Genomic DNA, 13,884 nt, shown 5'->3' on the forward strand with positions numbered 1-13,884 from the left:
GCTACATCTATCTCGACCGGTTCACGCCGTTGCTTGCGGATTTTTCACAACCGCAGATCCCGACAAATGGCGCTCTCATGGTGGCAATGGCAGCAGCGTTGCGCCCAGCCAGACTGGTCATTTCCGGTATCGATCTGTACCTCCATCCGCAGGGCAAATATCCCGGCGGAGCAGACAATCCCGAAGGCTATACCGACCAGCATTCAGCCCAAACCGATTTGGATCTGATCGGCCGGGCAATCGCCGGTTATAACGGAAACCTCGTCATCCTCAGCGACAATCTGCTGAGCGCGCTCCCGCGGCGCTGAACGCCTTGCAAGTCGCACTGGATGGATGAGAGATGCAGGGTGTCCGGCGCGTCAGGCTTGCTGGTCGCGAAACATTTCCCTCAGCGCGATCTTGTTGATCTTGCCGGTGGCGGTGTGCGGGATCTCATCGACGAAAGCGACCCGCTCCGGGATCCACCATTTCGCGATCTTGCCTTCCATGAATTTAAGGATTGCCCCGGCGTCAGGCTCCGCTCCCTGGCGCGGCACGACGATCAGCAAGGGGCGCTCGTCCCATTTGGGATCGCTCACGCCGATCACGGCCGCTTCGGCCACATCGGGATGGTCGACGGCGAGATTTTCCAGATCGATGGTCGAAATCCATTCGCCGCCCGACTTGATGACATCCTTGGCGCGATCCGTGATCTGCATATAGCCCAGCGGGTCGATGTGGGCGACATCACCGGTCTCGAACCAGCCCTGGCTGTCAAAACTGTCCGCCCCGGCTCCACCATAGTAGGACGATGCCACTGCCATTCCGCGGACCTTGAGACGACCGAAGGTCTTTCCGTCCCAGGCAAGCTCCTGTCCACTGTCATCGACCAGCTTCATCTCCACTCCGAATGGCGCAAATCCCTGCTTGAGCTTGAGATCGTAAAGCGCCTCGCCGGCCAGCGCGGAATATTCCGGCTTGATCGTGGTCAGCGAACCTACCGGAGACATTTCGGTCATGCCCCAGGCGTGGATCACCTCAACATCATAATCCTTCTCGAAAGCCATGGTCATGGCGCGCGGCGAAGCCGATCCGCCGATGACCACACGCTTGAGCCAGGGCAGCGTCTTTCCGGTCTTGCGAAGATAATCGAGCAACATCAGCCAAACGGTCGGGACAGCGGCGGTCAGTGTGACGCGCTCGCTGTCGAGCAATTCCCAGATCGCCTCGCCATCCATTCGCCCGCCCGGCATAACCAGCCTGGCGCCGGCCATCGGCGCCGCATGGGCAATGCCCCAGGCGTTTGCATGAAACATCGGCACCACCGGCATGACCGTATCGCGGGAGGAGATCTCCATGGCATCGGGCCGGGTCACCATCATGGCATGCAGCACATTGGAGCGATGCGAGTAGAGCACACCCTTGGGATTGCCCGTGGTCCCGGATGTGTAGCACAGCGCCACGGCGTCGTTCTCGTCGGCGGGCAACCAGTCCGACCCCGCAGGCGCGCCGGCGATCCACTCCTCGTAGGCAATCGCGCCGGGCAGCGAGGTCTGGGGCATGTGGGCCGCGTCCGTCAGCACCACGACCCGCTTCAGGCCTGCAACCAGGGGCGCGATCTTTTCCATCAGCGGCACGAATGTCAGGTCGACAAAGACCATGCGATCCTGCGCATCGTTCATGATCCAGGCAAGCTGTTCCGGAAACAGCCTCGGATTGAGCGTGTGGCAGATCATGCCTGCGCCCATTATGCCGTACCAGGCTTCGACATGGCGGCTGGTGTTCCAGGCCAGCGTGGCTATGCGGTCGTCGCGCTCAAACCCTTCAGCCGCCAGACGTGCCCTGACTTGCAGCGCGCGCAGCCGGATATCGGCATAGCTGGTGCGAATGATCGGCCCTTCAACCGAACGGGAGACCACCTCGCGTGCGCCGTGCTGGAGTGCGGCGTAGTCGATAATCTTGTGACAGAGCAAAGGCCATTCCTGGATCAGCGCGCGCATGGCAACCTCCGGTAAGAAAGCAAAATTTTTGGCAAGATCAGCATGAGGTTCCTTGCGTCCGAGCAGTTTCGGTCAGTTGCCCGTCAGGTTCGGCAGGGCGGTTGCCAATCCGGGAAATCTCCGGACCTGCTTCGGTTCTGTCTGGAAGAATCTCATGATCAGGCTGTTTTTGCGAAATGGTCGCCATCCACATTCTCAAAGTCGCCATGGGTGCATGTACGGGCAATGACATTGCGCTGGCGCGCGATCACCGAGATGCCATAGGCTTTGCGGGTGGGGTGCTCACAAAGTCCGGCGATGCAGGCGTGATTGCGAATGCTCATTCCCTGTTCCTTCCGCATCGGGAGAGAGGGAACGCGGCCTGGAACCAACGCCAACAGACACCCCTCCCGTTATGTCTCTGCGTCACGATAGGATATCCATTCTTTTTGTGTCAACAGACAAAATGTGTAGTACTGTGCAATACACTCTATCCAATTTCAACTCGCCGCCGCGCACCAGTCCAGCTCCGCAAAAATTCACTCAAATGTTATCTTATGAAACTATTTTTGCGTATTGACACACTTTGGCGGCTTGGATATCTCTTGGATGAGGATGCGGGGAGGAGAAGTTCATGACAACTTTCAAAGTTGGAAATGTCACCATCCGCAGGATCGAGGAAGTGCTCGAACTCGGCTATCCTCCTGAATTCATGCTGGTGGGCTTTGACCCGGCGATGCTGGACCGGCACCCCATTGCCGCCGACCAGAGATTCTACGACAAATCCAGCGGACGCTCATGGAGCAGCATTCATTCGTGGCTGCTTGAGATCGACGGCAAGACCATTCTCATCGACACCTGTTCGGGCAATGGCAAGGCGCGCGCGCTGCCGATCTTCCAGCGGTTTCACATGCTGGACCTGCCTTACCTGGACAATCTTGCCGCCGCGGGCATCTCGGTGGAAGATGTCGACATCGTCTTCTGCACGCACCTGCACATTGATCATGTCGGCTGGAACACCCGCCGCGATGGCGATGCATGGGCGCCGACATTCCCCAATGCGCGCTACATTTTCGGCCGTGCCGAATACGAGCACTGGACCGGTGACGGCAAGGGGCCGCAGGTATTTCCCGAAAACGCCGCCGTTATAGAAGACAGTGTGCTGCCGATCGCCGAGGCCGGAATGATGGAGCTGATCGATGCAGGCGAGGAGATCATGCCGGGGCTGCGCGTCGAAGCCGCTCCAGGCCACACCAAGGATCAGTTGATCGTCAAATACGAATCCGACGCGGGCAGCTTCGTTATCTCTGCCGATGTTCTGCACAACCCGGTTCAGGTTTACGAGCCGTTCGTGACCAGCCGGTTTTGCGAATATCCGGATCTGGCAGAACAAACCCGGCGCAACCTTTTGGCCTACTGCGCCGAGCGCGATGCCTTGCTGCTGCCGATGCATTTCGGCGCGCCACATGCGGGGCGAATTGCACGAACCGCATCGGGATACGAGTTCCTGCCGGAAACGGCAGTCGACGAGACAATCAAGCGGGACCTGTCGCAGACCTAGCCCGGCCGGATCAACTCCGCGCCGCGCCGGTCCGGAACCGTCAGGCTCGCAAAAACAAGGAAGTGAAAAACCATGGGCTATACGATCACGGAGAAGATTCTGGCGCGGGTTTCAGATCTCGATCACGTCAAGGCGGGCGATGAGGTGATGGCCAAGCCCGACTACGTGACGGCCTATGATTTTCCCGGATACACCGATCTGTATTTCAAGCAAATGAAAGAGGATTTCGGCATCGAGCGGGTGGCGGAACCCGAGCGCTTCGCCATGTTCATCGACCACATGGTGCCCGCCGCCACCCCCAAGGAAGAGGAACTTCATATCGGCACCCGCAAATGGTGCGCGGAGAACAACGTGCCGCTGTTCGAACGCAAGGGTATCGGCCACCAGGTGGCTTCCGAAGTCGGCTATGCGGTTCCCGGCGCATTCGTGGTGCATTTCGACGGGCACATCAGCCAGTTGGGCACATTCGGAACCCTGGCGATGGGGATCCGCCGCAACCTGCTCGAAGCGCTGGTCAATGAACGGATCTCGATCAAGGTGCCGCATACTGTCCGGGTCAACCTGACCGGTACACTCTCGAAGGGCGTGCTGGCGCGGGATGTGTTTCATCATCTGGTCCGTGAAATGGGGCCTGCCTCGTGCCGCTTCCAGGTGCTCGAAGTGGGCGGCCCTGCGCTTTCGCAGCTGACGACCGAAGGGTTGCAGACCATCACCGGACTGGCCATGTTCACCGGCGCCATCACCGCGATCGTCAATCCTGATGAAGCGCGCCTGTCCTATGCGCTGCCACGGGCGCGCAAGAAGCTCGAGCCGGTCTACAGCGATCCGGATGCGGAATACGCCAAGGTCTACGAGATTGATCTTACCAAGCTCGAGCCGCTGATCGTGATCCCGCCGACGCCGGCAAACTCGCGCAACCTGTCGGAATTTCTCGGACTCGAACTGACCAACGGCTATCTCGGCTCCTGCGCCTCGGGCCGGCTGGAGGATCTCGAAATCGCCGCCCGCATCCTGCAGGGCAAGCAGGTGGCGCCGGGCTTCCAGCTCAATGTCGTGCCCACCAGCAATGAAATCATGGTGGCGGCCGGCCGCGCCGGTTATCTTGCCACGCTGACCGAGGCCGGGGCATTCGTCTCAGCGCCGAGTTGCGATTACTGCTTCGGGCGCATGGGCGCCATGTCGGCCAATCAGCGCGCGGTGTCGACCGGCACGCTGAACGTGCGCGGGCGCATGGGCAGCCCGGATTCGGAAATCTATCTGTGCAGCGCCGCCACCGTTGCCGCATCCGCGCTGGAAGGCAAGATTGCCGATCCGCGCAAATACCTGTGAGGAAACGAACATGGCGTTGGAAAACCTGCGCGGGCGCGTCGCCTTCATCTTCGAGGAAGTCAATTTCGACGTCGACCAGATCGTCGGTGTGAAGAACATCAAGATCACCGACATCGACGAACTGGCAGACGCTGCCATGCAGTCCTATGATCCGGACTTTCGCAATTTGGTACGTCCCGGAGATCTCCTCGTCGGCGCCGACAATTTCGGCTACGGCCACCCACACTACCCGCCCATGCGCGCAATGCGTCATATCGGCATTTCCGGCGTGCTGGCGGAGTCGTTTTCCCCCGGATACTGGCGTGGCGAAATCTCGATGGGGTTCCCGCAAGCCACCTGCCCCGGGATTCTCGGGCTTGTCGAGCGCTGGGACGAAATCGAGATCGACTGGGCGGCCAGCGAGGTGCGCAACCTTACCAAAGGCAGCGCGCTGCCCATTGACCCGCTTTCCAACGCCGACCGCGCCATGCTCGATGCCGGAGGCTTGATCGGATACCTCCAGGGCAAGCGCCAGCCCGCAGCCTAATTCAACTCGAACACAGGAAATTCCAGTCATGTCCCATGGACCAAGCAATGAGTATCGCGATCGCGTGCTGGCACAAAAAACCGTTTGGGCAGCCGGCGCCTATGACGCCTTCTCCGCCAGAATGATCGAGCGCGCCGGCTTCGACGCGGTCATGACCAGCGGCTTTGGCGTGTCGGCTTCGCTCTTGGGCATGCCCGATGCCGAACTCTACACCATGACGGAAAATGCCGGGGTTGTTCGCAATGTCGCAAATGCTGTCAAGATCCCGGTGATCGCCGATATGGACACGGGCTACGGCAACGCCATCAACGTGATGCGGTCGATCCGGGAATTCGAAAACGCCGGAACATCAGCCGTCATCATGGAAGACCAGATCGCGCCCAAGCGCTGCCCGATCTGTGTGAGCGGCGTCGAAACCATCGGCCTGGAAGAAGCCGTCAAGAAGATTGAAGCTGCGGTGGAAGCCCGCCGCAATCCCAACATGCTGATCATCGCCCGCACGGATGTGGATTCCGTTCCCGAAGCCATTCGCCGCGCCAAAGCCTATGTAGGTGCCGGTGCCGACGTCATCCAGCCGATCAGCAACACGTTCAAGGATCTTGACGGGCTGAAAACGCTGCGCGCCGAAGCCGGCGTGCCGCTGTCGCTGCAGATTCTCGGCTGGCTCGAAAAGGACCTGACACCCGAGCAGATCGCCAGCGTGGCGGGAATGGCGACCTTCGCCCTGGTTCCGCTGATGACCGCGGCCGCCGCCCTGGAGAAGAACCTGACACAGCTTGCGCGCGAAAAGACCTCCCGGAACCTGCCGCTGGAGCGCATGGAGCATCGTGAGTTCATCGACATCATCGGCTTCCCCGAAATCGAGGAACTGCAGTTGAAGTATCTCGAACAGGTCTAAGAGCTTCCCCGACCAACGGATCCGTCCAGCAGGCGTCAACCTGGGCGGATCCTGCGGCTGTTCTCACAGCATGAAGCGGGCCTGACTGACCCGGCGACGCGCCGGACGCGGTTTTGTGACGCTCACTTGTCAGTGCTGGTGATCATCAAGGCAAGACGCGTCAGTCTTTGCCAAAGACAGCGACGCCTTGCCGAGGTTTGACGCGCATTGCTGAAAATTGATGGGAAGTCCCGAGCGTTGCGGGAACTTGCAACCGGGCCGGGTCGGCGGGACACCGGCCAGGATGCAATATGTCAGCCGCCCGGGATCTTGCCCGACCGGCACTCAGCCGAGATAGGCTTCAAGCACTTCCGGGTTTTCGCGCAATGCCTGCGGGTTGCCCTCGACGACGATCTCGCCACGCTTAATGACGTATCCGTAATCGCAGACGGACAGCGCAATGGCGGCATTCTGCTCGACCACGAGGATGGTCTGGCCCTGCTTGTTCAGAGCTACAATGGCTTCAAACACCAAATCCACGATGGAGGGAGCCAGGCCCATGGAAGGCTCATCCAGCAGCAGCATTTGCGGTTCGGTCATCAGCGCCCGGCCGATGGCCAGCATCTGCTGTTCGCCGCCACTGAGCAGACCGGACGGCTGGGTGCGCCTTTCCTTGAGCCGGGGAAACAGGTCAAACACGCGGGAGAGCGTGTCGCCGGTTCCCTTGCGTCCGGAAAACCTGCTCAGCAGCAGATTTTCTTCCACGCTCAGGGGAGCAACCACCATGCGGCCTTCAGGCACCAGCGCCAACCCCGACCTGACAACATTGTACAGCGCCAGTTTGGAGATGTTCTTGCCGTCCAGCATGACGCTGCCGCCGATGGGACGATGCAATCCGGCAATGCTTCGAAGCGTGGTTGATTTGCCAGCCCCGTTCGAGCCCAGGATGACACTCAGCGATCCGGACGCCACCGTGAAGCTGATGCCCTGGACAGCACGAATTGCGCCATAACTGGCGGTGAGATCAGTGACCGAGAGCATCGCGCTTCTTTCCGAAATAGGCAGTTTGTACGTCGGGATTGTCGATGCAGGTTCTCGGCGTTCCCTCGGCCAGCAATTGTCCGAAATTGATGACGGTGCAGGTCTCGCAGAACTCGGTCACCAGACTGATGTTGTGTTCGACCATCAGGATGGTCAGTCCGCTGTCGCGCAATTCATGCACGAGCTTGCCGATATCGCTCGCCTCGGCGTGGTTCATGCCCGCCGTCGGCTCGTCAAGCAACAAGAGCTTGGGATCGGACCCCAGCGCCCGGGCGATCTCGATCCGCCGCTGCTCGCCATACGACAGCGTTTCCGCCAGTTCATCGGCACGATCGGCCATGCCAACACGCTCGAGAAGGCGCATCGCGGTTTCGCGTGATTGCTTCCATTTGCGGCGCGCATCCGCGGTGCCCAGGAACGACGCAAACAGACTGGTTCCTCGTCCGAGATAACAGCCGGTCAGCACCTGCTCGAGAACAGACATGCCGCTGAACAGCCGCACATTCTGATAGGTGCGGCTGATGCCGAGTGCCGCGATCTGGTGCGGTTCGAGAGTATCCGTGCGCTGACCTTCAAACAGAATGGCGCCGCTGCTGACATCGAACAGTCCGGTAATCAGGTTGATGACCGTGGTCTTGCCGGCGCCATTGGGGCCGATCAGGCCGTGCACGGTGCCCTTGGTGATCGTCATGGACAGATTGTTGACGGCGGTCACGCCGCCGAACTGTTTGACCACGTTCCTGAGTTCATGAAGCACGTTGGTATCGGAGCTAGTCATGGGCTTGCCCTGTCGAGGTGCGCGGGAGCTTGGGGGTCGCATCGAACTCTGCCTGAGCGGCCTGCTGACGCTGGCGCGCCGCCTTGCGCAGTCCGCGTGCACGCGGGTCAATCAGCCCGCGCGGCAGATAGATCATGATCACCAGAAGGACGATTCCCTTGGCGATGTCCTGGATCTCCGGCAAGATCGCCTGGGTTATGGTGGGAAGGGCTGTAAACACGAAGGCGCCAACGATCGGTCCGAACCAGAAGAAGGAACCGCCAAGCACGGTCGACGCAATCATGGTGAAGGCCACACTGAGGTAGAAAGTGTCAGCCGAGATATATTGCAGCGTGGTGGCCAGTGCCGACCCGGCAAGACCTCCGACCACACCGCTGATCAGAAAGGCGATCATCTGGATCTGGCGGGCGCTAACACCCATGGTCGAGGCGGCGGCGGCATCCTCGCGCACGGCGCGAATGGCCAGCCCGTACCAGGATTTGTGAAGCCTGAAGAACACCAGCGCAACGATGGCAAGCAGCACGGCGAGTTCGAGTATCGAGGCTCGCACCGGCACCACCATTCCCATCACGCCACCAGTCACGGACGGAGTATTGAGCACCACCACCCTAGAGATCAGGATCAGCGCGAGACTGGCCAGCGCCATCCAGTGGGTTTCAAGCTTGAGGAAAATGGCGGATATGATTGCCGCGGCGAGCCCGCCGAACAGGCCGGCGATCACGAATGCCAGCCACAGCGGGAGGCCGAAGGTCCCCATCATCTGCGCCGCCGCGAAGCCGCCGACGGCTGCGAACACCACCGTGGTGAAGCTCAATATTCCCGCCGACAGCACGGAATACATGCTGAGCGCAAACAGCGAGTTGACCATGCCGAAAGCCAGGGTCGCCGAATAGGCGTACCAGAAATCGAGAAGTGCTTCCATGAGATCACGCCCTCATGAAGTCACGGCTGCCAAACAGTCCGCGCGGTCTGGCGACCAGGAAAGTGAGCAACAAAACATAGGTAAATCCGTCACGGTAGGTGGTGGACAGATATTGAGCGACGAAGACCTCGCAGATCCCCAGGATGATGCCGGCGATGACGGTGCCGCGGACATCGTCAAAGCCTCCGACAACGACGGCGGCAAATCCCTTGAGCAGCAAGCCCTCTCCCAGCATATAGGAGATATTCGAGGTGGCGGCGCCGCCCAGGACACCGGCCAGACCCGAAGTTGCGCCGGCCAGAAAGGCCGTCAGCAAAATCACCATACGCGGGTTGACGCCGCTGAGCGCGGCAGCTTCATCGTTCCATCCGACAGCGCGCATTGCCGCGCCGATCCTGGTCTTCTGGATCAGCGCATAGATCCCGGCTCCGCAGACCAGTGTCGAAACGATGATGATGATCTGCATCTGCGGTACCCGGATAAGGCCCAGATCGACCATGCCGGATGGAAAGCTGGATGACGGGAAGGCCCAGCTTTGATGATTTGTCGCCATTCCCGCCAGACTGTCGAGAATGATGAGAAAGGCGATGCTGGTGATCAATGCCCCCAGCATCCCTGTCTTGCGCCCCCTGAGCGGCTGAAACCCGATCTGGTCGACGGCGATGGCGATCAAACCACCACCGAGGACACCGACCGCCACTGCGACCGGAAACGGAACGCCGAAATACTCGACGCTGAAATATCCCAGAATGGCCGCCCAGCTTGCGTAGGCGCCGTGTGCGACATTGAGAACTCCAAGCGTCGCGAAGACGAGCCCGAAGCCAATGCCGAACAGGGCATAGAGCGATCCAAGGGAAACCCCGTTTACCAACTGCTCAAGGAACAGAGTCATGTTATGGCTTCTCCCACAACTTGACTTCGCCATCCTTGGTCCAGTTGACGATCAGCGTGTTTGGCGTACGGGCCTGACCATTAGCCATTTCCTGGCCGCCATATGGATTGACCGTAATTTCCTTGGTGTCCCACATGGCCTTTGCCAGATCCTGGCGGGTCGGCTTGCCGTCCAGGGTCTTCAAGCCCTGTGCGATAAACTGCATCGCCATATATCCTTGCGCGGCATAGACATCCGGCAGCGCATCATATTCGGCCTTGTAGGCCTCGATGAAGGCCACTGCGGCCTCGCTGTCCGAGACACCCGGCTGGAACGAAAGAGCGAAGGGGATGCCGACAATGGTCTCGCCGGATTTCTTGAAGATCGCCGGTGGAGAGAGCACTTCGGATGTGACAATCATGCCCTCGTAACCGCGCTGGCGAAGCGCGGTGATGATGCCAACCGCCGGCTGCTGCGTTGTCATGACGACAACGAGATCCGGATTGGTGGCAATCCCCTGGGTCGCGGGGCCGGTGAAATCGGTATCGGCGCTCAGTGTCGAGATTTCAGCCACCGTTTCGGCGCCCGACTTCTCGATGACTTCCTTCATCGCCATGGCGCGCGCCTTGAAGATGTCGTTGTCGCCTGAAAGGAAATAGGCGACCTTCTGCGGCTTGAGTTCGGCGGCAATGCGCTCGGACATCGCCACTTCCTGCGGGCCGGGCAGCGCCACCACGGAGGTCACATAGGGATCCTGCGGCAGTGATTCGCGGGTTGCGCCATAGATGACGAGCGGCACTTCGTTGCTCATGGCAATCGGGCTCACCGCAGCGGCAATCGAGCTCAGGATGCAGCAGGTGGTGGCGAGAATATTGCGGTCGGAACCGAACTGGGTCATGGCCTGAACGGCACGCGCGGCATCGGAGCCGCTGTCCTTGACGTCGAGAACCAGGGTTACACCCTCGCCTGCCAGTCCCTTGCTGTTGATTTCCGCGACCGCGATGTCGGCGCCTTGATGGTAGGACTGGCCTGCGGAGGCAATCGGGCCGCTGTCATCGGACACCATGCCGATGCGGTACTCGCCCGCGTCCGGATCGGCATAGGCTGGCGCGGCGAAGCCGAGCGCAAGCGCCATATAGCCAACGGACAAAAGTGCCCGCTTACTGGTTTCAAGCATGTTCATTAGGACCTCCCAGGGTACTGTGCAAATTGCGTCGGGAAGAAATCGCCATGAGCGTTGTCGGGGACAATGTGGGCCATCCCGCAACTCAACGCCGAAGCCCCTCCCGAAGCCTCCCGTGCATGCTTTTGCAATGCCGGTCTAGACTAGGCGGGTGGCGCCAGATAAGTCAAGCAACAAAATTAGGTTCATCTAGTGAAATGCACTTGGTGACCCGGATTATTCCGCCAGGTCATGTCTCGATACCCGCTCGCACCGCTTCGGCCGCAGCCTGCAACCGCTTCAGGAAGACGGGCTTGCCCCGCTCCACCATTTGCGGCGTCAGACCCGCCATGCTGACGCAGCATGTCATCTGCCCCTCGGAATCAAAAACCGGAACGGCAAGCGCGGTAATCCCGACCGCCACGTCATCGATGGCGCACTCCCAGCCTTGCTTCCGGATCAAGCGAAGCTGTTTGCGCAGCACATCGGGATCCGTTATCGATTTGGCATTCAGCTTCTCCAGCGGGCCTGACAGGATCCGCTCGATCACTTCGTCGGGCTGGTAGGCCAGGAAAACCTTGGGTGCGCCGCCGCAATTGAGCGGCAAGGTCCCGCCGATCGCCCACCAGTGAACCTCGATCCCACGCATATCGTGCACCCGATCGAGGCAGACCGCGCTGTCATCCTGAAACACCGAAATAAAAGCCGTCACACCCAGTTCATTGGCCAGTTGCACCAGGATAGGCTGGGCAATCACCCGCAGATCGCGACTGTCCTCGACATTCGCGGCCAGCCTCCGGATCGCGGCTCCCAACCGGTAATGTTGGGTGACGGGGTCCTGGCTTATGAAGTCGCTGTGCATCAGGGTCAGCAGCAGCCGACGGGTCGTTCCCTTGTCGAGCCGGGTCGCAGTACTGACTTGCGCCAGCGATTGCAGGCCTTTGCCCGCGAAGGAATTGAGTACGGCCAGAGCGCGGGACACAGCTCTGACATTCTGCACCGTTGCCACCTTGTTGTCAGCATCTTCAACCACAGTTTATTCGCCCCCAGATTGTAATCCGCCAACCGAAAAGCGTGACGGCAAGATAGTCTGATACCCGATTGGCCGGCATTGGCCAAGATGACCCAACAGCGAGGGAGTATGCACAAAAATTTCACCAGATGAAATAACATTTGTCTGTTGACATATTTCGACTGAAGGGTTTTTCTGACCCGCAATCAAAAGCGGAGGAGGAGCTTGGCGCATGTCAATCAGTGAACACATCCGGGCCGATGATCATATGGCGCTCGAGACCCTCAAGCAGGCGCTGGGCGACGATCTTGTTCGCCACGACATCGAAACCCGTACCTATTATGCCAATGACGTGTTCTGGCAGCCCGGAATCGCGCCGCTGGCGGTGTTGCTGCCCAACACCGCCGACGAGATTGCATTGGCGGTGCGTACGGCTACCGAGGCCGGACTTTCGGTGGTGCCGCGCGGCGGCGGCATGTCCTACACCAAGGGCTACATTCCGGACCGGACCGATTCGGTGATCATCGACACCCGCAAGGTCAACGCAATCATCGAGGTCAATCCGGCGGACCGCTATGTGACGGTCGAGGCGGGCGCCACCTGGGAACAGGTCAATGCCGCACTGGAAGGCACCGGCTTGCGAACCGGCTACTGGGGGCCGCTGTCGGGCATCAACGCCACAGTTGGCGGCGCCCTGTCGCAAAACAGCGCATTTTTCGGCTCGGCGCTCAATGGCACTGTCGCCGAAAGCGTCCTCGGGGTGACCGTGGTGCTTGCCGATGGCCGCACCGTGACCACCGGTTCAGGCGCGCGCAAGGGCACCAAGCCGTTCACCCGTTACGGCGGGCCGGATCTCACCGGCGTTTTCCTGGGCGACAACGGCGCTTTCGGCATCAAGGTCTCGGCCACCCTCAGTCTCTGGCCCAGGCCCGAACATGTCGAATTCCTTTCCTTCGGCTTCTCCAAATTCAGCGATATGGCGCTTGTCCAGGCCAGCATGGCCGAAACCCGGCTGGTGTCGGAAGGCTTTGGCATCGACAAGACCAAGGTCGAACACTCGGCCAGCGTCAACAAGCTCTCTGACGGGCTGCAGGCGCTGGGCAATGTCGCCTCCTCGGCGGGATCGCTGCTCTCCGGGGTCAAGCAAGCCGTTCAGGTGGCCACGTCAGGCACTGCCTTTCTGCGCGACCACGCTTTCACTTTGCACATCGTCACCGAGGCGCAATCGGCGGCCGGCCTGACCGACAATGTCGCAAAGCTGCGCGCCATTGGAAAACGGACCGGCGTCGAACTGCCCAACAGCGTGCCCAAGGTGATGCGCTCCAAACCGTTTGGCCCTGTGCGCGGCATGTTGGGGCGCAACGGCGAACGCTGGGTTCCCATTCATGCCGTCTTCCCGCTGGGCGAAGCCGCCAGAATCGCCGAAGCCAATGCGGCGTTCTTTGACGATGAAGCCGAGTTCCTGAACGATAACGGCATTGTCTATTCGGTGATGACGATGACGGTGGGCAACGAGTTTTTCATCGAGCCGGCGTTCTACTGGATGGACGAAATCACACCGCTTCATGCCAGGAGCGTTGGCGAGGCGACCGTGGCGCCCTGGCTCGACAGGCCGGCCAACAGCCAGACCCGTCAGGCGGTGGTGGAGCTGAGGCGCCGGACACAACAATTCTATGCTTCCATGGGAGGCGTGAGCTGGCAGATCGCGGGGGATTACCCCTTCCGCGAGATCATGGATCCCGACAGCTACGCCCTGCTCGAAGCGGTCAAGAGCGCGCTCGATCCGCAGCGCCTGATGAATCCGGGGATGCTTGGCCTCGACACAGTCCCAAGACGCTGACCGGCGT

The 13,884-nt window shown here is 60.3% G+C and carries 14 protein-coding genes; 6 read left to right on the forward strand and 8 right to left on the reverse strand.

Annotated elements, in window-relative coordinates; translation table 11 throughout:
- Positions 1 to 308, forward strand: a 308-nt coding sequence (locus tag ABJN75_RS16355) for a hypothetical protein (RefSeq protein ID WP_348440641.1), incomplete at its 5' end; no start/stop codon positions are given.
- Positions 309 to 359: 51 nt separating this feature from the next.
- Here ABJN75_RS16355 and ABJN75_RS16360 read toward each other — a convergent pair.
- Positions 360 to 1,979: a long-chain-fatty-acid--CoA ligase gene (locus tag ABJN75_RS16360; protein WP_348440642.1), complete on the reverse strand. Its 1,620-nt coding sequence runs from the start codon at positions 1,977 to 1,979 to the stop codon at positions 360 to 362.
- 158 nt (positions 1,980 to 2,137) lie between these two features.
- Positions 2,138 to 2,302 carry a hypothetical protein gene (locus ABJN75_RS16365; RefSeq protein ID WP_348440643.1) on the reverse strand — a complete coding sequence of 55 codons (165 nt, stop codon included), beginning with the start codon at positions 2,300 to 2,302 and terminating at the stop codon, positions 2,138 to 2,140.
- A gap of 290 nt (positions 2,303 to 2,592) precedes the next feature.
- On the opposite strand from ABJN75_RS16365, the gene ABJN75_RS16370 reads away from it, so the two are divergent.
- From ABJN75_RS16370 to ABJN75_RS16385, 4 genes are all read left to right on the forward strand, one after another.
- Positions 2,593 to 3,519, forward strand: coding sequence for an MBL fold metallo-hydrolase (locus tag ABJN75_RS16370; protein ID WP_348440644.1), 927 nt, complete (start codon positions 2,593 to 2,595; stop codon positions 3,517 to 3,519).
- 72 nt (positions 3,520 to 3,591) lie between these two features.
- Positions 3,592 to 4,848: an aconitase family protein gene (locus ABJN75_RS16375; RefSeq protein WP_348440645.1), complete on the forward strand. Its 1,257-nt coding sequence runs from the start codon at positions 3,592 to 3,594 to the stop codon at positions 4,846 to 4,848.
- A gap of 10 nt (positions 4,849 to 4,858) precedes the next feature.
- Positions 4,859 to 5,374 carry a hypothetical protein gene (locus ABJN75_RS16380; protein ID WP_348440646.1) on the forward strand — a complete coding sequence of 172 codons (516 nt, stop codon included), beginning with the start codon at positions 4,859 to 4,861 and terminating at the stop codon, positions 5,372 to 5,374.
- 28 nt (positions 5,375 to 5,402) lie between these two features.
- Positions 5,403 to 6,272, forward strand: a complete 870-nt coding sequence (locus tag ABJN75_RS16385) for an isocitrate lyase/PEP mutase family protein (protein WP_348440647.1) — start codon at positions 5,403 to 5,405, stop codon at positions 6,270 to 6,272.
- Positions 6,273 to 6,596: 324 nt separating this feature from the next.
- On the opposite strand, the gene ABJN75_RS16390 is transcribed toward ABJN75_RS16385, so the two are convergent.
- The 6 genes from ABJN75_RS16390 to ABJN75_RS16415 form a co-directional block, all read right to left on the reverse strand.
- Complete coding sequence (locus ABJN75_RS16390; protein ID WP_348440648.1) at positions 6,597 to 7,292, reverse strand: ABC transporter ATP-binding protein; 696 nt, start codon at positions 7,290 to 7,292, stop codon at positions 6,597 to 6,599.
- On the reverse strand, positions 7,276 to 8,070 hold the full coding sequence (locus ABJN75_RS16395; protein WP_348440649.1) for an ABC transporter ATP-binding protein: 795 nt from the start codon (positions 8,068 to 8,070) through the stop codon (positions 7,276 to 7,278). Before ABJN75_RS16395 ends, ABJN75_RS16390 begins: the two co-directional genes overlap by 17 nt.
- Positions 8,063 to 8,992, reverse strand: a complete 930-nt coding sequence (locus tag ABJN75_RS16400) for a branched-chain amino acid ABC transporter permease (protein ID WP_348440650.1) — start codon at positions 8,990 to 8,992, stop codon at positions 8,063 to 8,065. Before ABJN75_RS16400 ends, ABJN75_RS16395 begins: the two co-directional genes overlap by 8 nt.
- A 4-nt stretch (positions 8,993 to 8,996) precedes the next feature.
- Positions 8,997 to 9,884: a branched-chain amino acid ABC transporter permease gene (locus ABJN75_RS16405; protein WP_348440651.1), complete on the reverse strand. Its 888-nt coding sequence runs from the start codon at positions 9,882 to 9,884 to the stop codon at positions 8,997 to 8,999.
- Position 9,885: 1 nt separating this feature from the next.
- On the reverse strand, positions 9,886 to 11,046 hold the full coding sequence (locus ABJN75_RS16410; protein ID WP_348440652.1) for an ABC transporter substrate-binding protein: 1,161 nt from the start codon (positions 11,044 to 11,046) through the stop codon (positions 9,886 to 9,888).
- Positions 11,047 to 11,275: 229 nt separating this feature from the next.
- The gene (locus tag ABJN75_RS16415; RefSeq protein ID WP_348440653.1) at positions 11,276 to 12,058 is read right to left on the reverse strand and encodes an IclR family transcriptional regulator; all 783 of its coding nucleotides are present in this window, start codon (positions 12,056 to 12,058) and stop codon (positions 11,276 to 11,278) included.
- Between the two features lie 211 nt (positions 12,059 to 12,269).
- On the opposite strand from ABJN75_RS16415, the gene ABJN75_RS16420 reads away from it, so the two are divergent.
- Positions 12,270 to 13,877, forward strand: a complete 1,608-nt coding sequence (locus tag ABJN75_RS16420) for an FAD-binding oxidoreductase (RefSeq protein WP_348440654.1) — start codon at positions 12,270 to 12,272, stop codon at positions 13,875 to 13,877.
- Positions 13,878 to 13,884: the final 7 nt, after the last annotated feature.

This window comes from Hoeflea sp. (assembly GCF_039975035.1).
In the GTDB taxonomy this organism is placed as follows: domain Bacteria; phylum Pseudomonadota; class Alphaproteobacteria; order Rhizobiales; family Rhizobiaceae; genus Hoeflea.

Coding starts and splice junctions, on each gene's coding strand:
- ABJN75_RS16360 (WP_348440642.1), bottom strand. CDS start 1,979: ATGCGCGCGCTGATCCAGGAATGGCCTTTGCTCTGTCACAAGATTATC.
- ABJN75_RS16365 (WP_348440643.1), bottom strand. CDS start 2,302: ATGAGCATTCGCAATCACGCCTGCATCGCCGGACTTTGTGAGCACCCC.
- ABJN75_RS16370 (WP_348440644.1), top strand. CDS start 2,593: ATGACAACTTTCAAAGTTGGAAATGTCACCATCCGCAGGATCGAGGAA.
- ABJN75_RS16375 (WP_348440645.1), top strand. CDS start 3,592: ATGGGCTATACGATCACGGAGAAGATTCTGGCGCGGGTTTCAGATCTC.
- ABJN75_RS16380 (WP_348440646.1), top strand. CDS start 4,859: ATGGCGTTGGAAAACCTGCGCGGGCGCGTCGCCTTCATCTTCGAGGAA.
- ABJN75_RS16385 (WP_348440647.1), top strand. CDS start 5,403: ATGTCCCATGGACCAAGCAATGAGTATCGCGATCGCGTGCTGGCACAA.
- ABJN75_RS16390 (WP_348440648.1), bottom strand. CDS start 7,292: ATGCTCTCGGTCACTGATCTCACCGCCAGTTATGGCGCAATTCGTGCT.
- ABJN75_RS16395 (WP_348440649.1), bottom strand. CDS start 8,070: ATGACTAGCTCCGATACCAACGTGCTTCATGAACTCAGGAACGTGGTC.
- ABJN75_RS16400 (WP_348440650.1), bottom strand. CDS start 8,992: ATGGAAGCACTTCTCGATTTCTGGTACGCCTATTCGGCGACCCTGGCT.
- ABJN75_RS16405 (WP_348440651.1), bottom strand. CDS start 9,884: ATGACTCTGTTCCTTGAGCAGTTGGTAAACGGGGTTTCCCTTGGATCG.
- ABJN75_RS16410 (WP_348440652.1), bottom strand. CDS start 11,046: ATGAACATGCTTGAAACCAGTAAGCGGGCACTTTTGTCCGTTGGCTAT.
- ABJN75_RS16420 (WP_348440654.1), top strand. CDS start 12,270: ATGTCAATCAGTGAACACATCCGGGCCGATGATCATATGGCGCTCGAG.